The following is a 19626-nucleotide window of genomic DNA, read 5'->3' on the forward strand; positions in this document are numbered from 1 at the left end:
TCTCCTGCTGTTTCTCCTCCATGGCCTTCACGTCCTGGTTGCTTCGGTGGGCGGCGTCGAGGCCTTCCTGGGCGCGCTCGGAGAGGTAGCTGCTGTTGGCCGCGAGGACTTCGAAGTGGGGGTCCTGCCGGTCGAGGGTGGACAGGATGGCCTGGACCAGGTTCTGTACCTGGCTCACCGACGACTCCAGCGCTCCGTGAAGCCCCTCGAAGGATTCGTCCTTGAGGGCCCCTTCTCCGGTGAGGGGGCCGAGCACCTCGAGCTGCAGCCGCAGGTGCCTCTTCAGGGTCGTCCGGATGAAGAGGTAGAGGAAAGCGCCCAGGACCAGGCCCATGGCCAGGCAGCTGATCACGAAGGGGAGGCTGCGGGCGGCCGGCCCCACGATGGGTGTGGCGACGAGGGGAAAGAGCATCCCGGCCACCAGGCCGCTGCAGTGGGTCAGGATGAAGACCTTTTTTAGAAAGGACGCTTTGGCTGTCCGGGATTTCCCCATGACTCCTCCATATCCTTGAAAATGTTCGATTTTAGCGCAAATTCAGACCTTTAGCAAATAGCACAGAAGGGGGTGCCGATGCAAGGCTTAAAAAGGGAGAGGACGGACGACTTCCCCCCGCCCGGGCCTTGTGATAGCATCTTGCCCATGCAGGGAAGAGCGGAGCTTTTCGACACCCATGTCCACCTGGATGCACTGCCTTCGGGACACTCCCTGGCCGCCGAGACGGACCTGGCCCGCCGGGCCGGGGTCGGTCGTTTCGTCGTTCCCGGAGTCCGCCGGGAGGGGTGGCCGGAGCTGGTCCGGACCGTCCAGGCTGTCGAGGGGGCCCTGGCCGCCCCCGGCCTGCACCCCCTGGCCGCGCTTCAGTGGGGGCCGGATTCCGCCCGGGAGCTGGCCGGGCTCCTTGCCGGGCCGCGGGTTGCGGCCCTCGGCGAGATCGGCCTGGACGGGCTGCTTCGCCAGGTGCCAAGGGCTGCTCAGGAGGAGGCCTTTCGCGGCCAGCTGCGCCTCGCCCTGGAGGCGGGGCGGCCGGTGCTGATTCATTGCCGCAGGGCGGTCGGCCGGCTGCTCGAAATCCTGCGGGAGGAGGGGGCCGGGCGGGTCGGGGGGATATTCCACGCCTTCTCCGGAAGCGAGGAGACGGCCCGGGAGGCGGTGAAGCTCGGTTTCGCCATCGGCTTCGGGGGGGCCCTCACCTATCCCGAGGCCAGGCGTCTGCCCGAGGTCCTGCGAAGGGTGCCTGCGGAGGCGATCGTGCTCGAGACCGACGCCCCGGATCTGGCGCCCCATCCTGTCCGGGGGGGGGCGAACCGGCCCTGCTACCTTCCCTTCGTGGCCCGCCGGGTGGCCGCCATCCGGGGATGGAGCCCGGAGGAGACCGCCCGGATTACCAGCCGCAACGCCCGGCGGGTGCTGAAGCTCGAGGGCCGGTAGCCGCAACCTTTCCACGTCCAGGGGGACCAATGTCACAGCATCGTTTCAGCCGCATGGAGCTTCTCGTCGGCGAGGCCGGCCTGGCCCGCCTGAAGGAGGCCTCCGTGGCGGTCTTCGGGGTCGGCGGGGGCGGCAGCTATGCCGCCGAAGCCCTGGCCCGGGCCGGAGTGGGGAGGCTGACCCTGGTCGACTTCGACGAGGTCTGCATCACCAACGTCAACCGCCAGATCCATGCCCTGGAGGGGACCATCGGACGGCCCAAGGTCCAGGTCATGGCGACGCGCTGCCGAGCCATCAACCCGGCCCTGGAGGTCGAGCCGGTCCAGGAGTTTTACGGCGCGGACAATGCCGAGCGGCTTCTGGGGAGGGGATACGACTTCCTGCTGGACTGCATCGACAACATCACCGCCAAGCTGCACCTGATCCAGAACTGCAAGGAGCGCGGCATCGCGGTCATCTCCGCGATGGGGGCCGCCAACAAGCTGGACCCGACCAAGGTGGCGGTGGCCGATCTGTTTCATACCGAGAAGTGCCGGCTCGCCCGCATCATGCGCAAGGAACTGCGCCGCCGGGGCGTCGCCTCCGGGGTAAAGGTCGTCTACTCCACCGAGGGGTACCGCCTCCTTCCCGGCGTCCGTGAGGCCGTGGACGATGGTGAAGCGACGGACTGCCGGAGGCGCCGGGTGCCCCTCGGCAGCAGCTCCCATATTCCGCCCCTGTTCGGGCTTACCATGGCGGGGGAGGTCGTCCAAAGTCTGCTGGAGGAGGCCTGATGGACGCCTGGATCTGGCAGGTCCCGGTCCTGGTCGTCGCGGGCGCGGCGGCGGGGTTTCTCAACGTGCTGGCCGGGGGAGGGTCCCTTCTGACCCTGCCGCTCCTTATTTTTCTCGGCCTCCCCGCCGCGGTGGCAAACGGCACCAACCGGGTGGCGATCTTTTTCCAGAATATCTTCGCCATCGCCGGCTTCCGGCGCCAGGGGGTGTTCCCTGCCCGGCTGGCACTGCTCTGCACTCTGCCGGCCCTGGCCGGCAGCTACCTCGGCGCCAGCCTGGCCGTCGATATCGACGAGGAGCTGTTTCGCCGGTTGCTGGCGCTCATCATGATCGGGGTTCTGCTCTTCACCCTGCTCGATCCGGCCCGGCGCTGGCGGGTCGAGGTGGAGCGCTTCTCCCGGCTGCGGCTGACGATCCTGCTCGCGAGCTTTTTCCTTATCGGCGTTTACGGCGGGTTCGTGCAGGCCGGCGTCGGTTTTCTGGTCATTTCGGGCCTGTTGGCCCACGGCCTGGGCCTGGTGCGCATCAACGCGGTCAAGGTGATCGTCATTTTCGGTTTTACGGTCGTTGCCCTCGGGGTGTTCGTGGCCCATGGACAGGTCGATTACGGCCTCGGCACGGCCCTGGCCGCCGGCAACTCAGCCGGGGGCTGGATCGCCAGTCACGTGGCGGTGAAAAAGGGGCATCGCTGGATCCGGGGGGTGGTCTCCCTGACCGTTCTGGTCTTCGCCCTGAAGCTGTTCTTCGGCTGAGTCGCGGCGCCGGGGCTTCGGGGCTTGTGCCCATTGCGCTACCTGTTATGTTTGGTGGTGAGCTATTTTTAACTGTACATTGAGTATTGAAAATGGTTTTTTAATAAATTGTATCATTAAGCTCCGTGGACTTTTTCTTGCGGGACATCCCACGACTTCCCTTCTTTCAGCCCCACGCTCAGCGGGGCGGGTCCGGGGAGGGGGATGCCGGCGTCCGGGAATATTCTTTTTCTGCCAGGTTGAACGACAATGACTTCTTCGATGCGCAGCATTCTCGTGGTGTACGGCAATCAGCACGAACGGGACAGGCTGGAGGCCGTCCTCCGCAAGCGGATCGGCTGCGTCGTGCTGGGCGCCGACACTCCGGAACAGGCCCTGCAGGTCCTGGGCGGCCAGGACGTCTGCATCGTCATCTCCGACCTCTTCCTGCCCGAAAAGACCGGCCTCGAATTTCTTCAGAAGGTTCACCGCCTGAACCCCGAAACCCTCACCATTGCCGCGGTTCCCGAGGGCAACCGCGGCATCGTCGTCGAGGTCCTGCGCTACGGGGTCTTCTCCTATATCAACTCTCCCTACGACCTTGAGGAAGCGGTCATCGTCGCCGCTCGGGGTCTGGCCTTCCAGGAGAGCCAGTCCCAGAAGGTCCCCCGCAGGGCGCGCTTCCGCAAATCCGACGGTTTCAACGGCATCATCGGCCAGTCGCCCAAGATGCTGTCCCTCTTCAACATGGTCGAGAAGGTGGCCGAGGACGGCGAGAGCACGGTCCTCGTCCAGGGCGAGAGCGGTACCGGCAAGGAACTCGTGGCCCGGGCCCTCCATTCCCTGAGTCCCCGGATGGGGAAGAACTTTGTCCCGGTCAACTGCGCCGCCATCCCCGAGGACCTGCTCGAGAGCGAACTCTTCGGCTATGTCAAGGGGGCTTTCACCGGTGCCAACCAGTCCAAAATGGGGCGCATCCAGTACGCCGACGGCGGCACCCTTTTCCTGGACGAAATCGGGGACATGAAGCCGTCCCTGCAGGCCAAGCTTCTGCGGGTGCTGCAGGAGAAGGAATTCGAGCCGGTGGGGGGGGTGAAGCCGGTTTCGGTCAATGTGCGGGTCGTCGCCGCCACCCATCGAAACCTTGAAAAGGCGGTGGCCGAGAACGTCTTTCGGGAGGATCTCTACTATCGCCTGAGCGTCGTCCCCCTGAATATCCCCCCCCTCAGAGACCGGTGCGAGGATATTCCGCTGCTGATCGAGAAATTCATGCGCTCCTTCAACCGGAACAAGAAAATCGGTCTGAAGGGCTTCGAGAAGGAGGCCATCGCCGCGCTGACAAGCTATCCCTGGCCCGGCAACGTGCGGGAATTGGAGAACCTGATTCAGCGCCTGGTCATCCTTCACGGAGGCGAATCGGCCGGTCTTGCGGAATTGCCCGAGAAGTACGTGGCCCACCTGGACATAGCCCTTCCGGTCGCCCCGGTCGAGTCCGAGCCCCAGGACCCGCCGGCTCTCTACCCCGACCCCGGAGTGTCGTGGAGCGAAGAAGGCATCGACTTCAACGCCCTGGTGAGCGACTTTGAGGACCGGCTGATCCTGCAGGCGCTGAACATCACCGACGGCAACAAGAAAGAGGCGGCCCGGCTCCTCAACCTGAAGCGCACCACCCTCCTGGAAAAAATCAAGAAAAAGCAACTCACCGGCATCTCTGCCGACTGATCCCTATGCGGCCCCTTCCAGGGGCTTCCCCTCCGATTCGCTCCCCAGGCTCGCCCGGATTTTCTCTCTGATGAGCCCCGTCTCCGCCGGGGTGATCAAGATGTCATTGGCTCCGTACTTGACCGCCTGCAGGACCGTGCTCTTGGTCCATTGCGGTCCCGCGGCGAGCAGGGGAACCGATTTTTCCAGGGCGGCCCGAAGCTGGATGATCAGGGCCAGCCCCTGGTCGTTGACCTCCTCCATGACCAGGAACACTCCGCGGACGTTTTGCTTCTGGACGAAGCCACGGTAATCCTCTTCGTATCCGAGGCATTCCGCCGTCATGCCGCTTTCGGCCAGGGCCTGGGCAAAGGGCTGCGACGCCTCGGAGCCGGGAGCGATGACCACAACCGGCTGCGAGCCGCTGTTCTCGGCCGGCGGGGCCGGATGGGGTGCTGCCGGAGAGGCCGCCTGCGCGGGTTCAGGCTGTGCTGCCGGTTCGGCTTCTTCCTCCTCCGTCTCCTCCTCCAGGAGGGGGCCGGGAAGGAGGAGGATCATGGGACCGAGGGCCTGCCCGTCCATCGAAAGCTCGAAACAGGACTGGGCCAGAGTGCCCTCGGGGAGGGCCTGGAGGGCGGTTTCCTCGTCCTGAAGGGGGTCAATGGGCTGGAGGTCGGCCTTTCTGAAGTGGAGCTTGGGGGAGAAATGCTCAACGAAGACTGCGGTCAGGGCGCCGGCCAGGAGGTTGACGATCTCTCCGAAGGCGTCGTCCTCCTCTTCGGTGAACGCCTCGTTTTGGACCCTGCTGTCGAGCTCCGAGGGAGGCAGCATGATCAACGTTCCGCCCAGCCGGATGGCCCCTTCCAGCCCGAACAGAAGGAAGGCCTCCCCCTTGCGGTCTCCCTCCACCCCGAGCCGGGCCAGGACCATCTTGGAGTCGAGGGGGGCGAAGACCTCCTCCCGGGTGGCCGTGCTCGTTTCCGGCTTGGAAACGAGGACCTGGCAGCCCAGGAATTCACCGATCTTGTCCTGGATCTGCCTCTGTGATCTCTTCAGGGTCTTGCCGACCTGGGCGAGTTTTTTCATCGTTTGCTCTTCTGTCTCAGGGGGTGGTCAGGTACTTGAGCTCGGCCAGGAAACGCCCCTCCGGGGCGACGAAGGGGACCATGATCCAGTCGGCCCGGGAAAGGCCGTCCAGGGTGTAGGCGCGCCCCGCGATGGTGGAGGGGATCGCCAGTTCCAGGTTTTTCCCCTCCGCCTCCAGGGCGGTTTTGATCCCCCCCGCGATCATGTTGGCCATCTCCCCCATGGCGTCCTTGACGTCTTCGTTGGCCTCGTCCGCCGGGATGCCGAGCAGACTGGCGGTAATGGCCCCGGCCGTCGGGAGAGGACAGTGAATCCCGACCAGCCCCTTGAGGTCCCCGGAGATGCCGAGCAGCCCGGACGCGTGGTCGCTGAAGGAGCTGACCTTCTCGGTCAGGGGCTTCTCGGGGGCCACCTCCATCAGGACCATGGTGGCGAAGATCTCCCGGACCGATTCGATGATGATCTGCTCCAGTTTCAAAATGCGCTGCCTCGTTGCCTTTCGGTAAGGGTGGGGTTTTGTCCGGGGGCCGCCTACAGGTCCCTCTGCAACTGCAGGGAAATGAGGAACCGACCCGCGCTGCAGTTGAAGGGGACGGTCACACCCTCGCCGTCGTTCGAGTACTCCATGGAGTACTCCTCGCCGCTGACCGTGGAGGGAATGGACATCTTGATGTCCTTGCCTCCATCGGACAGGGCCGCCTTGATCCCGCCGGCCACCATGTTGGCCAACTCCCCGATGGCGTCCTTGACGTCCTCGTCGATCTCCTCGACCTCCAGGCCGAGGAAGTTGCCGGTGACCGCCTTGGCCACGGGGTTGGGGACATTGATGGCCAGCAGGCCCCTGCAGGAGCCTGCCAGGCCGACCATGCCGGAGACGCTCTCCCGGAAGGTGGTGACATGCTCGTCGAGGGCAGGCATGCTTTCGATCTCCATGTCGACCATGGTGGAGAAGATTTCCTCGGTTGCCGCGATGATTGTTTGTGGCAATTTCACGTCCTTCCTCCGGTTCTAGAGCAGGGACCCGATGGTCTGGTTGATCTGCTCGGGGGTGAAGGGCTTCTTGATGGTTCCCGAGGCGCCCAGGGCGGTGGCCTCCTGGAGAACGTCGGCGCCGGCCTCTGTGGTGATCATCACCACCGGGATGCTCTTGATGTTATCCCGGGTCGCTTTCTGGCGCAGGAACTCGATGCCGTCCATGGTCGGCATGTTGATGTCGCTGAGGACGATGTCCACCGGCTGGGTCTCCAGGGCCTGGAGGGCCTCCTCGCCGTTGGCCGCCTCCAGAATGGCTTCGAAATCGAGGCCGGCCTGGCGCAGGGCCCGGGTCACGATCTTGCGCATGGTGCTGGAATCGTCGACGATCAGAACTTTCTTTCCCATGTGTTGCTCCTTTGTTTGGGTCTTTCCATAAGATTAGGGGGTCGGGTCGAGGAAGTCTCCGGTTCCGACCACGCAGAAAGGGTCATCCTCCAGGGCAAAATACCAATGTCGCAGGGTCTCCTCCGAGGAGGTCCCCGGGGCTTTTCCCGTTTCGGGCAGGCCGAGCCTGAATGTCTGGTGCGCTGGCACCAGCAGGTTCAGGAGGCGCCCGGCCAGGGTGTTGAGAATCTCGGCCAGGGTGTCGTTCAGCATCCGGTCCGCCAGCTCCTCTTCGGGCAGGGCATAGGCCATGGTGACCACCCTGACGAGGAGGCTGCGGGGCATGCCCAGCCAGAGGTTTCCGTAAAGCGGCACCAGCAGGGGAAGGCTGGCCCACAGGGCGGGGTCGGCCGAGGCGGCCCAGGCCTTCTCTTCGGAAGGGTTTATCTCGGCGAAGACCATGTTCTCCAGGGTCTCCGTGACCGATCGGACCAGGGCTTCGTCGACTGCGCCGGTGTTAGGGGACATAGGATGAATCCTCCTGCTGCATCAGCGGTTCCAGTATCTCCATCATGGCGGCCGGGGAGACGGGCTTGGAGAGGACGCCGAAGGCCCCGAATACCATCAGTTCCTTTTCCTGGGCTTCGTTGCCGGCGCTGGTGACGACCAGGACCGGCAGGTCGTGAAGGAGGGGGCTGGCCTTGACTCGGGTGAGAAGCCCGATGCCGTCCATGACCGGCATGTGCAGGTCGGTCAGGAGCAGGTCGGTGGGGGCCTCCTTGACCTTTTCGAGGGCCTCCTTGCCGTTGGCCGCCTCGACAAAGGTCGCATCGGCCAGGCCGATGATCTCCAGGCAGCGCCGGATGAACATTCGGGCGGTATCCGAATCATCGGCGATGACAATGCGTTTCATGGTGAAATCTCCTTCTCTCAAAGCATGGCTGCGGCAATTTTGGCGAATTCGTCCTGAACCTCCAGCATGATCGCTGCCAGGTCCTCGGGGGCCAGGTCGAAATAATCCCGGTGCCCCGGGTCGAGGCGGTACTGAAGGCTGTCGCTCCCGGTTCCCATCCCCCCCATCATGGCGATGATGTCTCCCAGGTGGACGGCGTAAACGAGGGCCCGGTATTCCTCAGCTGCCGCATCCGGCTGGTGGTGGTGAAGGATCACCTGCTGCATGGCCTCGGGGAGGCTCCAGGTCCGGGCCAGTTCGTAGCCGACCTGGGCGTGGGTGAGCCCGAGCTTCTGCTCCTCGGCGGCGAGGTAGTCGCGGACTTCGCCGGAATCGATCTCCTCCAGAAAGCCGGGGGAGGCTCCCTTCAGGAATTCGGACAGCAGCGCCTTGCCCAGGTCATGGAGAAGGCCTCCCGTGAAGGCCAGGTCGGCGTCGAGGGCGCTGCGGGCGCGGCCGGCCACGGCCCGCGAGGCGATGGCGGCGAACAGGTCGTGTCCCCACAGGGACCCTCCCTCGCNGAAAAGGAGGGCGGCGCTGTCGCCGATGGCGATGCCGACCACCATGCGCGCCCCCAGGTAGGAGACCGCCCTGTCGATGGAGCTGACCGGCTGCAGCAGGTTGAATGCCGCCGAGTTGACCACTTTCAGGATGCGGGCGGTCAGGGCGGCATCGCACTTGACGATCGCCACCACGTCCCCCACTCCCGTGTCCGGGTCGCTGTGGATCTGCAGCAGGCGGGAGGCCGAGGGGGAGAGGAGGGGGGTTTTCTGAACGGCCTGAATGATTTCTGTCTGCGTGATGGGCTTGTCCATGGTTCTCCCCTACAGGTTGCGGTTGGGCCGCCCGGGGGAGATGATGACCGTCTCCCCGGTGTTGACGTTGACCGCTACCGTCCGGCTGATAGTGCTTCCCACGTCCTCGCCCACGGCCCCCAGGCCGAACTGCCACAGCACCTTCTTCACCGCCAGCACGTTGCGCTTGCCGATGTTGAAGGTGTTGTTGTCGTCGAGGATCTGGGCGCCGCCGGCCAGCTTGACCACCATCGGTCCGCTCCCCTTCTGGCAGCCGAGCTTGGCCATCTCCCGCAGCAGGGCGGGAATCCCCGTGTCGGCGAAGTATCCCGGCTTCTCCTTGGCCTTGGCCGGGTTGATGTTCGATTCGGGCAGCACCACGTGAACCATGCCCACGGTGCGGGTCTTGGGGTGCAGCAGGACGACCGCCACGCAGGAACCGAGGGCGTAGGTCTTGAGAACATCTCCGGAGGTCTTGGAGGCGGCCAGATCCCCCACCCCGATCACGACATTGCTCATGAGCGCTGCTCCGCCAAAAGTCTGGAAATGTTCCGGGCGATGCCGTCAAGGGGGACCAGCTTCTCTGCTCCGCCCCGCTCAAAGGCGACCTTCGGCATGCCGAAGACGATGCTGCTGGCCTCGTCCTGGGCCAGGGTCCGGGCCCCGGCCTGGCGCATGGCCCCCAGGCCGTCCGCGCCGTCCGATCCCATCCCGGTCAGCATGACGCCGAGGGCGTGGCGGCCGGCAGCTTTGGAGACCGAGTGCATCAGCACGTCCACCGATGGGCAGTGGCCGCTGACCGCCTCCCCCGACTCGCAGACCGCCTGGTAGAACCCGCCCGAGCGGATTACCCGCAGGTGCCTGTCCCCGGGGGCGATCAGCACCCGCCCGGGTCCGACCCGGTCGCCCGTGACGGCCTCTTTCACCTCAACCCGGCACAGCTGGTTGAGGCGGTCGGCGAACATTTTGGTGAAGCCGGCCGGCATGTGCTGGACGATGACCGTGCCCGGCATGGAGGCGGGAAACTCGGAGAGGACCGCCTTGAGGGCCTCGGTCCCGCCGGTGGAGGCGCCGATGGCGATCACTTTGTCGGTCGAATCACTCATGGCGCCGGGAGACGGGGCCTGCCCCGGTTTCCTGCCCTCGACCGTCCGGCCCTTCCAGTGGGAGACCCGGGCCGTGGCGGCGATCTTCACCTTGGTCCTCAGCGCCGTCATCATCTGCTGCAGGCCGCGGGCCACGTCGGCGCTCGGTTTGGCCACGAAGTCGACGGCCCCGGCCTCAAGGGCCTCCAGGGTGGTCGCTTTGCCCTTTTCGGTCAGGGAGCTCACCATGATCGTCGGCAGGGGGTGCTGGGGCATCAGGCGGCGCAGAAACTCGACCCCGTTCATGCGGGGCATTTCCACGTCGAGGGTCAGCACGTCAGGCAGAAGCTGGACGATCCGGTCCCGGGCCTCGTAGGGGTCTGCGGCAGTGCCGACCACTTCGATGCCGGGATCGAGACCGAGGCCCTGCTGGAGCAGGGAGCGCACCAGGGCGGAGTCGTCGATGACCAGGACGCGCACGGGACGGGACATCAGAATCCTTCCTTCCGGTAGGCGGCGGGCATCAGGTAGCGGTAGAGACTCTGGTCGCGTCCCAGGGTTTCCGAGTGGCCGATGAACAGGTAGCCGCCCGGGTCGGTGGACTGGTGGAACCGCTTCACCAGTGCCTCCCGGGTGGGGCCGTCGAAGTAGATCATCACGTTGCGGCAGAAGATGATCTGGAAAGGCTTCTTGAAGGGGAAACGCTCGTTCATCAGGTTGAGGCGGCGGAAGGTCGCCTCCTGCTTGAGGCGGTCTCCGGCCTGCCAGGTTCCGTCGGCGAGCCTGCGGAAATACTTGCGCTTCATCTGCTCGGGCAGCTGGCTGACCCGTTCCTCCGGGTAGATCCCCGCCTGGGCGGTGGCCAGGATCCGCTCCGAGATGTCGGTGGCCAGGAGGCCGGCGTCCCACTGGGAGTACTCGCTCCCGAAGAACTCGAACATGAGCATCAGCAGCATGTAGGCTTCTTCGCCGGAGGAGCAGCCGGCGCACCAGATGCGCAGGTCCCTGCGGTTTTCCTTTTTGAGCTGCTCCACCACGGCGGGCAGGGCGGTCTTCAGGAAGTAGTCGAAATGGGCCTTCTCCCGGTTGAAGTAGGTGTGGTTGGTGGAGACCAGGTCGATGAGCTGGCTGAAGGCCTTGCGGTCCTGGGTCTTGACCAGGTATTCGTAGTAGTCCTGAAACGAGCCGAAGCCGGTTCCTCGCAGTATTTTCTGCAGCCGGCTGACGAGCAGGGAGCGCTTCTGGTCGGTGAGGTTGATGCCGAACCGCTCATAGATGAGATCGCGCAGCAGCTGGAACTCCCGGTCCGATATCGGCATCAGGGGGCCGCCCGAGGTCGCCGGGGCGGAAGGGGATAGGGGGCTGGCGGTGTTCAAGATATCTCTCCTCATCAACGTTTTCCCGGTCTGCTGTGACCGGCAGGCGGTTCGGATTGCTATAGAGCAAGTCCCGTACCAGTCCGCGGATAAATCGGCGAAGTCCGTCCCTGGCGGAGGAGCGGGGTCGACCGGACCTGGAAAGCGTGCGGGGCTGTCATTATCCCGACAGAAAAAGGTCGGGGCGATGACAGAGTCCCGGCTCCCGCCGCAGCCCTAAACGGTTCGGCGGATGACGTCCCTGGCGATCTCCTGCAGGGGCAGGGTCAGGTCCACGCCGCCCTGCCGGATGGCCTCCTTGGGCATGCCGAAAACCACCGAGGTCGCCTCGTCCTGGGCGATGTTGAAGGCGCCCGTCTCTTTCATCTCCAGCATCCCCTTGGCGCCGTCGTCCCCCATGCCGGTCATGATGACTCCGAGGGCGTTTTTGCCGGCGTACCGGGCCGCGCTGCGGAACAGCACGTCCACCGAGGGGCGGTGGCGGCTGACCAGGGGGCCGTCTTTGACCTCCACGTAATACCGGGCGCCGCTGCGCTTGAGCAGGGTGTGGCGGTTGCCCGGTGCGATCAGTGCCCGGCCGCGAACCACGGTGTCGTTGTCGGCCGCCTCCTTGACGGTGATCCGGCACAACTCGTTGAGGCGGCTGGCAAAGGTGGTGGTGAAGTTCTCCGGCATGTGCTGCACGATCACCATCCCGGGGGCGTCGAGGGGCAGGGCCTGGAGGAAGTGACGCAGGGCCTCGGTCCCACCCGTCGAGGCGCCGACCACGACGACCTTTTCGGTGGTCTGGAGCATGGCCCTGGTGCTCGAGGACGCCTTGGGAAGGACGGCGTCGGCGGTGAGCTTGGGGGCCGCCTGCAGGGTGCGGGCGGGCAGGGACATGACCCGGGCCTGGGCGGCCGCCTTGACCGCGTCGCAGATGCGGACCCTGGACTCTTCGAGGAATTCCTTGGTCCCCACCCTGGGTTTCTGGATGATCTCCACGGCACCGTACTCCAGGGCCCGGAGGGCGGTTTCGGATCCTTTTTCGGTCAGGCTGGAACACATGACGACGGGAATGGGATGTTGGCTCATGATTTTCTGCAGAAAGGTCAGCCCGTCCATGCGGGGCATTTCCACGTCCAGGGTGATGACATCGGGGACGCCGTCGCGCAGGCGGGCGACGGCCACATAGGGGTCGGCGGCGGTCCCCATGATCTCGATGCCGGGGTCGGAGGAGAGGAGGTCCACCAGGGTCTGGCGCACCACCGCCGAGTCGTCCACGATCAGGACCTTTATTGTCTTGGCCATAGGAGGCACCTCTATGTAAAGGGAACGGTGCCGGATTAGCCGATCAGGCCGAATTCGCGCAGGGTTCCCAGCAGTTTTTGACGTTCGATCGGTTTGACCAGGTAGGCGGTGCAGCCTCCGCGGTAGTAGGCCTCCATGACCTCCTTGGGAGAGTCGAGGCAGGTGGTCATGACCACCTTGCATTCCTCCCTGTCGGGAATGCCCCGCTCCTTTTCCAGGGCCCGCAGGGCCTTGAGGACCTCCTGGCCGTTGAGTTCGGGCAGCATGATATCGAGGCAGGCCAGCTGGTAGGGCTGCCCTTCCCGGTGGGCCAGTTCCAGCGCCTCAAGCGCCTCTCGCCCGTTGACCGCGACGTCGCACAGGCCGTAGGGGGAAAGGATCTTTTGCAGCAGGATTCGGCTGGTGAAGTCGTCTTCGACGATCAGGGTTCGCATCGTATTCTCCTTGATGGATTAATCGGCCAGTCGGGCCAATTCCTTAAGGGCTTTGTCCGCTTCGGCGGTGATTTGTTCCAGAAGGGAGTCCATGGCGCAGCGGTCTTCGTCCCCGGCGCTTCGCTCCAGGGATGCTGCCAGCTCTTTCAGCCCGAGGGCTCCGGCGCTGGCGGCGGCTCCCTTGAGGCGATGGGCGTGGCCGGCGACCGAGGCGGTCTCGCCCGAGGCGGCCGCTTCCCGAAGGCATTCCAGCTGGCGGGGGGCGTCGAGGGCGAAGGCCTGCCACACCGCACGCATCGTCTCGGCATCGCCGTCCAGGCGCCGCGCCATCTCGCCGACGTCGATGACCATGGTCGGGGCGATCTCCGGGGCCGGGGGAGGCGCTCCTTCGGGAGCGGCCAGCTCCTCCACGGCGGCGAGCAGGCTCTTCAGGTCCAGGGGCTTGCTGAGGAAGGCGTCCATGCCCGCCTTCAGGCAGCGCTCCTTCTCCTCCTCCCGGGCGTGGGCGGTCAGGGCGATGATGGGAATTCGTCGATGGCTGTGGCCGGGCGGCAGGCTGCGAATCCGGCGGCAGGCCTCCAGGCCGCCCATCACCGGCATCTGCATGTCCAGAAGGAGCAGGTCGAAGGCTCCCCGCTCCAGGGCCTGCAGGGCCTCTTTCCCGTTGCCTGCCACCTCCAGGGAGTGTCCCCTCCTCTCCAGGAGCTTGCGGATCAGGGCCTGGTTGGTGGGGTCGTCCTCGGCCAGGAGGATGCGGAGGGGGGCGCGGGGGGTGGGGGGGACTTTCGCCTTAGCCTCCGGCTCAGGGGCCGCGGGGAGGGCACCGGCGCCGAAGCGGGCGGTGAAGTGGAAGACGCTACCCGTGCCGGGGGCGCTCTGCGCCCAGATGCGCCCGCCCATGAGCCCCACGATGGCCTTCGATATGGAGAGGCCCAGCCCCGTCCCCCCGAACTTTCGGGTCGTCGAGCCGTCGGCCTGAACGAAGCTGTCGAAAATCTCTTCCATCTTTTCGGCCGCGATGCCGATGCCGGTATCGGAGACGGAAAAGTGCAGCTCGTGATCCGGACCCCGGCGCCGGCCGGAGGCCCCGGGGCGGGACTCCACCCGCACCGCGATCCTTCCCGATTCGGTGAATTTCAGGGCGTTGCCGATCAGGTTGAGCAGCACCTGGCGGAGGCGCTCCGGGTCCCCCCGCAGCCAGGGGGGCACGCCGGGCGCCATGTCCCACTCCAGGCGGAGTCCCTTTTCCCGGGCCCCGGCGGCGAAGGTCCCGGCGGCGCTCTTCAGGACCGCGGCCAGGTCGAAATCGATCCTTTCCAGGGAGAGCTTTCCGGCCTCGATCTTGGAGATGTCGAGGATCTCGTTGAGCAGTTTCAGCAGGGACTTGGCCGAGTTTTCGGCCATCTCCAGGCAGTCGCGCTGCTCCCCGGAGAGGCGGCTTTCCAGCACCAGGTCGATCATGCCGATCATGCCGTTCATGGGGGTGCGGATCTCGTGGCTCATGTTGGCCAGGAATTCGCTCTTGGCGCGGTTGGCAGCCTCTGCTGCCTCCTTGGCCAGGCGGGTTTTCTCCTCGATCTGCTTGCGCTCGGTGATGTCGACGGCGAAGGAGAGGACCCTGGGGGATCCGTCCCCGTCGCTGAAGGGGTGGTGGTAGACCTGGTGGATGCGTTCCCCCGGAAATTCTTTTTCCTTGATCTCGGGGGCCCGGGTGGCCAGGACCCGCTCCAGGTAGCAGTCGGGGCAGGGGCTGTCGAGCTGGCCGATGACCTCGTAGCAGGGCCGGTCCCCCGGGGCGTGATACTGGGAGCGGAACATGCGGTTGGCGAAGCGGATGCGGTAGTCGGGGGTCAGCAGGTAGACGCTGGCCGGAAGGGTCTCGAGCATGGCGAAGAGGCTGCGCCGCTCGCTTTCGAGGGCCTGCTCCGAGCGGCGGCGCTCGGTGATGTCCCGGACCACCGAGACCACCGAGGCGACGGTCCCCTCCCCGGACATGACCGGTGAGGTGGTGCATTCCAGCTCCCTCGGGCCGTGCAGGGTCTGGCGCGTTTTCATGGCGCGATGGGTCTGGCCGTCGGCGAAGGACAGGGTGACCGGGCATCGCGGGCAGGCTCCCTCCTGCTCTTCGCACGATTTGCAGCAGGGCTCTCCCCTGAGCGGGCCGAGCAGGGCGCGGTGGGCGTCGTTCTGGAAGAGGATCTTCAGGTCCCTGTCGAGGATGGTGATGCCGTCGCTGACCGCGGCCATGGTGGAGTCGAGCAGCGATTTTTCCTCGGCCACCTCGGCCAGGGCTTTCTGCAGGGAATGCTCTGCGGTGCGGCGCTGCCGGACTTCGGCCAGCAGGGGGCGCAGAAACAGGAGGTAGACGATCGGTGCCAGGAACAGCAGCAGCAGAACCCCGTCGAGCAGCGCCTCGGTCCAGGCATGCTCCAGGCCAATACGGTGAATGACCCCCATGACCGCCAGTTCCACCGAGAAGATCGCCATGCCCAGAAGGGCGAAAAGGAGCAGGGGCTCCCGGCTCTTCTCGGTTTTTTCGGGCTGGGTTGTCAGGGTGTACGGATCCATCTTTTACCTCGCCCGCCGGGCTGGGGGGTGTTGGTCTGACTTCTTTGGAAAGCCCCTCATAGGGAGTAGCGAAAGACGGTCGGCGCCACCTGCTCGAGGGGGACGTCGAAACCGTGCAGGGACTCGGAGTGGCCGAGGAAGACGTAGCCGCCTCGGTTGAGGTAGCGGCAGAATTTCTGCAGCAGGCGCTCCTGGGTCGCCTTGTCGAAATAGATGATGACGTTGCGGCAGAAGATGACGTCCATGCGCTCGCGGAAGCCGAAGTCCGGGTCCATGAAGTTGAGCCGGCCGAAGCGGATCGGGGTCCGCAGGTCCTGGTGCACCCTCACCAGGGGGTTCTGCCGGTCCCGGCTGCGCAGCAGGTACTTCTTGCGCAACGGTGCGGGAACCGGTTCGATCCTGTCGTGGTGATAGACCGCCCGGCGGGCGACTTCGAGCACCCGGGTCGAGATGTCGGTGGCCACGATGCGAAAGTCCAGGCCGAGTTCCGGCTGGCGCTCCCGGAATTCGCTCAGGACCATGCTCAGGGTGTAGGGCTCCTCCCCGGTGGAGCAGCCTGCGCTCCACAGCCGCAGCTTGCGGGGTCCTCCGATGCCGAGGGAGGCGACCAGGTCTGGCAGGGCGGTCCGGGACAGGAAGTCGAAATGGGACGGCTCCCGGAAGAAGTCGGTCTTGTTGGTGGTGACCACGTCGATCATGTGGATCAATTCGCTCTGCTGCCCCTGGTCGCTGAACAGGAAGTCGCAGTACTCTCCGTAGGACTTGAGGCCGAGAGACCGCAGGCGCTTGGCCAGGCGGCCCTCGAGCATGGTCCTCTTGGCCGGGGGCATCTTGATGCCTACATTGTCGTAAATGAAGGTGCTCAGGCGCTGAAAGTCTTTGGTGGCGAGATTCATGGTTTTCTCATCCGTGCATGGGTTGATCGTGGCGATCCGGGGGGGCTACCCCATTGCGGCTCCGCGAGCGGTCTCGGCCGGCTCGGCGAAGAAGCGGGCGGCCTCCCCGGCGGGAAGGGGCCGTCCGAAGAGGAAGCCCTGTACCTGTCCGCAACCCTTCTCCCGCAGGTACCGGGCCTGATCTTCGGTCTCGACCCCCTCGGCGATGACCTCGAGATTCATGCTCTGGGCCAGGGCGATGACCGAGGCGGCGATGGCGGCGTCGTTTTCGTCCGTGGTGATGTCGCGGACAAAGGAGCGGTCGATCTTCAGGTGACTGATGGGGAACTTTTTCAGGTAGCTCAGGGAGGAGTACCCCGTTTCGAAATCGTCGATGGCCAGGTGAATGCCCCGCACCTTCAGGTCGGTCAGGGTCATGATGTTGCGCTCCACGTCCTCCATCACCACGCTTTCCGTGATCTCCAGCTCGAGCCAGCGGGGATCGAAGGCGGTCTCCGCCAGGATCTGTTCGACCGTGTCGATGAAACCGCTCGACTTGAATTGGCGGGCGGAGATGTTCACGGCCATGCGGATCGGCGGGCGGCCGCTCTCCTGCCAGGCCCGGGCCTGGCGGCAGGCCGTCTGCAGGACCCATTTCCCGATCGGCACGATCAGGCCGGTCTCCTCGGCCAGGGGGATGAAGTCCGCCGGGGAGACCAACCCCCTCTCGGGGTGCTCCCAGCGCAGCAGGGCCTCCATGCCGATGAGGCGGCCCGTGTTCAGGTCGAACTGGGGCTGGTAGTGGAGGACCAGCTGGTCCTGCGCCAGAGCGTGGTGCAGGTCCCGTTCGAGCAGGAGCATCTCGTGGGCCCGGGCGTTCATCTTCGGGTTGTAGACCTGGACGGTGTCGCCCCCTCTGCCCTTGGCGCGGTAGAGGGCGACGTCGGCGCATTTCATCAGGCCCTCGGCATCGACCCCCTTGGAGGGGAAATGGCTGACGCCGATGCTCGTGGTCACGAAGAGCCGCTGCCCGGCGACGGTCGTTTCCTGCTTCAGCGTCTCGAGGATTTTGCCGGCGACCTCCCTGATCGTTTCGATCTCCCCGATGTCCTCCAGGATGATCAGGAACTCGTCCCCACCGAGCCGCGCCACCGTGTCCCCGCCCCGGATGCAACCCTTCAGCCGGGAGGCCAGCTCCTTGAGGAGACCGTCGCCGATTTCGTAACCGAGGGAGTCGTTGATCTTCCGGAATCGGTCGAGATCGAGGATCATCAGGGCCATCTTCTGCCCCAGGTTCTGGGCCCGGCCCATGGCCTCCTCCAGGCTGTTCTGGAAGGAGAGACGGTTGGGCAGGCCGGTCAGGGAATCGTAGCGGGTGAAGTAGTCGAGGTGGTCCTCGTTGATGCGCAGCATCGTTTCGGTGTCGAGCCGCTCGATTTCGGACGCGACCCGGGCCGCCAGAATCGCCATCACCTCCTCGGTCATCTCCGGCAGGCTGATTTCCCTTCTGGAGATGATGCTGATGACCCCGATCCCTTCGCCCTTCTGGTTTCTGAGGGCCGTTCCGGCATACCCCAGGGCCGCCATCTTCTGGAGATTGGGGTGCCCCGGGAACAGCTCTCCGACGCCCCTCGGGTAATAGACGAACCCCTCCTCCATGACCTTTTCGCAGGGGGTGCCCTTCAGGGTGAAGGTGAAGTCGTCGATCTTTCTCCCGTCGCGGCGCATGGCCAGGGCTTTGATGAACTGCCCGCCGACGACCTGGCCGACGATGGCGCACTCGGCGTCGAGCCACCGGCACAGTTCCTCGGCGACCTTGTCGAAGCATTCCTGGCCGGTCAGTCCGACCAGGCTCTGAACGAGGGCCTGGAAGGCTTTTTCCGCCTGCTGGCGCTCGCTGATGTCGCGAATCGCAACAAGGTGGCCGAGGGTGGAGCCCGCGGTGTCCCTGATGGGCGTGCCGATGGTTTCGCCGGAAAAGATGCGGCCGGTTTTGTGCCGGTAGGGGACCACCCAGGGCTTCAGGCCGCCCCCGTCTTTCCAGTGGGACCAGCGTTCTCTCTGCCGTTCGAACTCGTCCTCGCTGGGATAGAGAAGCAGGGTGTTCCGGCCCAGAATCTCTTCCGGGTCGTACCCGAAGGTCCGCTTCATGCCGGCGTTGCACTTGAGGATCTGCCGTGCCGGGTCGCACAGCACCATGCCGTCGGGGACGCTGTTGAAGGCCGCCTCGAAAAGGGTTTTCTGCCGGCGCAGTTCGGCCTCCGCCCTGCTGCGTTCGGCGATTTGCTCTTCCAGTTGCCTGTTCTGGGCCGCGATTTCCCGCAGGCCTTTCCGGGTCTTGTGGCGGGCAAGGAGGGTGGTCGCCGAAAAGAGGATGGTGAGGACTCCCAGGATTTTCAGCGTGTTTGTCAGCCAGGGCGAGTGCCGCACGTCGGCTGAGTGGCCGAGCCAGCGGTTCAGCGACCGGTGGTAGGGGGAGGCCGGGTCCGCCTTCCATTCCCGCAGATGGCGATCGATGGCCTCGCTCAGGAGAGGTATCCCCGGCGCGGGGAAGGCGAAGCGGAGCTCGATGGGGTTGATGAGGATCGGGCTGGGAACGAGCTGGAAACTTTCGGCCTGCCGGGCGCCGTAAAGCCGGCTGACCAGCCCGGCCTCGGCGGCTCCGTCCTGCACCGCCTGCAGTACAGATGAGAGATCCTTCCGCTCCAGGAAGTCGACCTCGATGCCCAGCTTATTGGCCACCTGCTCCAAGCCGTTTGCTTCGCTGAAGAAGACGTCGTTTTTCAGCACCGCCACGGTCCGGGCCTCCAAGTCGAGGAGTGACTCGATGTCCGAGCCGGGCCGGGTGTAGACCTGCCCCCAGTTGGAGAGCACGATCTGGCGCGAGAAGGCGAATTCCTTTTCCCGCTGCGGGGTGAAGGCGACGCAGGGCAGGATGTCGATCTGCCTTTTTCTCAGGCGCTGCAGGAGTTCATTCCAGGTTCCCGGAACGTATTCGAGTTGCCAGCCCTCCTGCCGGGCGATCTGCCCGAGCAGGTCGGGGAAGACCCCCTGCGCCTGCCCGTCGGCGCCGAGGGCGAGCATCGGCAGGTACTGATAGACCCCGACCCGCACGGTTCGCTCCGCCTGGGCGGAGACAGAGAACGCCGGGAGGATCAGAAGCAAGAGACAGT

19 protein-coding genes and 2 pseudogenes are annotated in these 19626 nt (G+C 65.3%); 4 read left to right on the top strand and 17 right to left on the bottom strand.

Annotated features, from left to right (window positions below):
- Positions 1 to 493, bottom strand: a pseudogene (locus tag C0617_RS05935) (hypothetical protein); the annotation flags it as partial.
- 147 nt (positions 494 to 640) lie between these two features.
- On the opposite strand from C0617_RS05935, the gene C0617_RS05940 reads away from it, so the two are divergent.
- The 4 genes from C0617_RS05940 (at position 641) to C0617_RS05955 (ending at position 4655) form a co-directional block, all read left to right on the top strand.
- The gene (locus C0617_RS05940) at positions 641 to 1429 is read left to right on the top strand and encodes a TatD family hydrolase (protein WP_291316095.1); all 789 of its coding nucleotides are present in this window, start codon (positions 641 to 643) and stop codon (positions 1427 to 1429) included.
- A 29-nt stretch (positions 1430 to 1458) separates the two neighbouring features.
- Complete coding sequence (locus tag C0617_RS05945) at positions 1459 to 2202, top strand: tRNA threonylcarbamoyladenosine dehydratase (protein ID WP_291316096.1); 744 nt, start codon at positions 1459 to 1461, stop codon at positions 2200 to 2202.
- Positions 2202 to 2954, top strand: a complete 753-nt coding sequence (locus C0617_RS05950; RefSeq protein WP_291316097.1) for a sulfite exporter TauE/SafE family protein — start codon at positions 2202 to 2204, stop codon at positions 2952 to 2954. Before C0617_RS05945 ends, C0617_RS05950 begins: the two co-directional genes overlap by 1 nt.
- Before the next feature lie 261 nt (positions 2955 to 3215).
- The gene (locus C0617_RS05955) at positions 3216 to 4655 is read left to right on the top strand and encodes a sigma-54 dependent transcriptional regulator (protein ID WP_291316098.1); all 1440 of its coding nucleotides are present in this window, start codon (positions 3216 to 3218) and stop codon (positions 4653 to 4655) included.
- A gap of 3 nt (positions 4656 to 4658) precedes the next feature.
- On the opposite strand, the gene C0617_RS05960 is transcribed toward C0617_RS05955, so the two are convergent.
- The 16 genes and pseudogenes from C0617_RS05960 to C0617_RS06025 all read right to left on the bottom strand — a co-directional run.
- Entirely contained in the window at positions 4659 to 5720 is a 1062-nt protein-coding gene (locus C0617_RS05960) for a hypothetical protein (RefSeq protein ID WP_291316099.1), read from the bottom strand.
- A gap of 16 nt (positions 5721 to 5736) precedes the next feature.
- Positions 5737 to 6198 carry a chemotaxis protein CheX gene (locus tag C0617_RS05965; RefSeq protein ID WP_291316100.1) on the bottom strand — a complete coding sequence of 154 codons (462 nt, stop codon included), beginning with the start codon at positions 6196 to 6198 and terminating at the stop codon, positions 5737 to 5739.
- Between the two features lie 53 nt (positions 6199 to 6251).
- Positions 6252 to 6713 carry a chemotaxis protein CheX gene (locus tag C0617_RS05970; RefSeq protein WP_291316101.1) on the bottom strand — a complete coding sequence of 154 codons (462 nt, stop codon included), beginning with the start codon at positions 6711 to 6713 and terminating at the stop codon, positions 6252 to 6254.
- Positions 6714 to 6728: 15 nt separating this feature from the next.
- Positions 6729 to 7100, bottom strand: coding sequence for a response regulator (locus tag C0617_RS05975; RefSeq protein WP_291316102.1), 372 nt, complete (start codon positions 7098 to 7100; stop codon positions 6729 to 6731).
- Positions 7101 to 7133: 33 nt separating this feature from the next.
- Complete coding sequence (locus tag C0617_RS05980) at positions 7134 to 7607, bottom strand: chemotaxis protein CheX (RefSeq protein WP_291316103.1); 474 nt, start codon at positions 7605 to 7607, stop codon at positions 7134 to 7136.
- Positions 7597 to 7992 carry a response regulator gene (locus tag C0617_RS05985; protein WP_291316104.1) on the bottom strand — a complete coding sequence of 132 codons (396 nt, stop codon included), beginning with the start codon at positions 7990 to 7992 and terminating at the stop codon, positions 7597 to 7599. Before C0617_RS05985 ends, C0617_RS05980 begins: the two co-directional genes overlap by 11 nt.
- Before the next feature lie 17 nt (positions 7993 to 8009).
- Positions 8010 to 8551 (bottom strand): HDOD domain-containing protein (locus C0617_RS17030; RefSeq protein ID WP_365888959.1); only part of this gene is annotated, 542 nt, incomplete at its 5' end.
- Between the two features lies 1 nt (position 8552).
- Positions 8553 to 8846, bottom strand: a pseudogene (locus C0617_RS17035) (HDOD domain-containing protein); the annotation flags it as partial.
- Between the two features lie 9 nt (positions 8847 to 8855).
- A complete protein-coding gene (locus C0617_RS05990; RefSeq protein ID WP_291316105.1) occupies positions 8856 to 9344 on the bottom strand; it encodes a chemotaxis protein CheD in 489 nt (162 codons plus the stop codon).
- Complete coding sequence (locus C0617_RS05995; RefSeq protein ID WP_291316106.1) at positions 9341 to 10402, bottom strand: chemotaxis response regulator protein-glutamate methylesterase; 1062 nt, start codon at positions 10400 to 10402, stop codon at positions 9341 to 9343. The genes C0617_RS05990 and C0617_RS05995 overlap by 4 nt, the downstream gene beginning before the upstream one ends.
- Entirely contained in the window at positions 10402 to 11286 is an 885-nt protein-coding gene (locus tag C0617_RS06000; RefSeq protein ID WP_291316107.1) for a protein-glutamate O-methyltransferase CheR, read from the bottom strand. Before C0617_RS06000 ends, C0617_RS05995 begins: the two co-directional genes overlap by 1 nt.
- A gap of 216 nt (positions 11287 to 11502) precedes the next feature.
- Complete coding sequence (locus tag C0617_RS06005) at positions 11503 to 12576, bottom strand: chemotaxis response regulator protein-glutamate methylesterase (RefSeq protein ID WP_291316108.1); 1074 nt, start codon at positions 12574 to 12576, stop codon at positions 11503 to 11505.
- Positions 12577 to 12611: 35 nt separating this feature from the next.
- On the bottom strand, positions 12612 to 13010 hold the full coding sequence (locus tag C0617_RS06010) for a response regulator (RefSeq protein ID WP_291316109.1): 399 nt from the start codon (positions 13008 to 13010) through the stop codon (positions 12612 to 12614).
- Positions 13011 to 13028: 18 nt separating this feature from the next.
- On the bottom strand, positions 13029 to 15578 hold the full coding sequence (locus C0617_RS06015) for an ATP-binding protein (RefSeq protein WP_291316110.1): 2550 nt from the start codon (positions 15576 to 15578) through the stop codon (positions 13029 to 13031).
- 56 nt (positions 15579 to 15634) lie between these two features.
- On the bottom strand, positions 15635 to 16474 hold the full coding sequence (locus C0617_RS06020; RefSeq protein WP_291316111.1) for a protein-glutamate O-methyltransferase: 840 nt from the start codon (positions 16472 to 16474) through the stop codon (positions 15635 to 15637).
- 45 nt (positions 16475 to 16519) lie between these two features.
- Positions 16520 to 19626 (bottom strand): EAL domain-containing protein (locus C0617_RS06025; protein ID WP_291316112.1); only part of this gene is annotated, 3107 nt, incomplete at its 5' end.

Source organism: Desulfuromonas sp., from assembly GCF_002868845.1.
Classification (GTDB): Bacteria; Desulfobacterota; Desulfuromonadia; order Desulfuromonadales; family BM501; genus BM501.

Coding starts and splice junctions, on each gene's coding strand:
- C0617_RS06005 (WP_291316108.1), bottom strand. CDS start 12,576: ATGGCCAAGACAATAAAGGTCCTGATCGTGGACGACTCGGCGGTGGTG.
- C0617_RS05955 (WP_291316098.1), top strand. CDS start 3,216: ATGCGCAGCATTCTCGTGGTGTACGGCAATCAGCACGAACGGGACAGG.
- C0617_RS05980 (WP_291316103.1), bottom strand. CDS start 7,607: ATGTCCCCTAACACCGGCGCAGTCGACGAAGCCCTGGTCCGATCGGTC.
- C0617_RS05940 (WP_291316095.1), top strand. CDS start 641: ATGCAGGGAAGAGCGGAGCTTTTCGACACCCATGTCCACCTGGATGCA.
- C0617_RS05950 (WP_291316097.1), top strand. CDS start 2,202: ATGGACGCCTGGATCTGGCAGGTCCCGGTCCTGGTCGTCGCGGGCGCG.
- C0617_RS05995 (WP_291316106.1), bottom strand. CDS start 10,402: ATGTCCCGTCCCGTGCGCGTCCTGGTCATCGACGACTCCGCCCTGGTG.
- C0617_RS05960 (WP_291316099.1), bottom strand. CDS start 5,720: ATGAAAAAACTCGCCCAGGTCGGCAAGACCCTGAAGAGATCACAGAGG.
- C0617_RS05975 (WP_291316102.1), bottom strand. CDS start 7,100: ATGGGAAAGAAAGTTCTGATCGTCGACGATTCCAGCACCATGCGCAAG.
- C0617_RS06020 (WP_291316111.1), bottom strand. CDS start 16,474: ATGAATCTCGCCACCAAAGACTTTCAGCGCCTGAGCACCTTCATTTAC.
- C0617_RS05945 (WP_291316096.1), top strand. CDS start 1,459: ATGTCACAGCATCGTTTCAGCCGCATGGAGCTTCTCGTCGGCGAGGCC.
- C0617_RS06010 (WP_291316109.1), bottom strand. CDS start 13,010: ATGCGAACCCTGATCGTCGAAGACGACTTCACCAGCCGAATCCTGCTG.
- C0617_RS06015 (WP_291316110.1), bottom strand. CDS start 15,578: ATGGATCCGTACACCCTGACAACCCAGCCCGAAAAAACCGAGAAGAGC.
- C0617_RS05990 (WP_291316105.1), bottom strand. CDS start 9,344: ATGAGCAATGTCGTGATCGGGGTGGGGGATCTGGCCGCCTCCAAGACC.
- C0617_RS05985 (WP_291316104.1), bottom strand. CDS start 7,992: ATGAAACGCATTGTCATCGCCGATGATTCGGATACCGCCCGAATGTTC.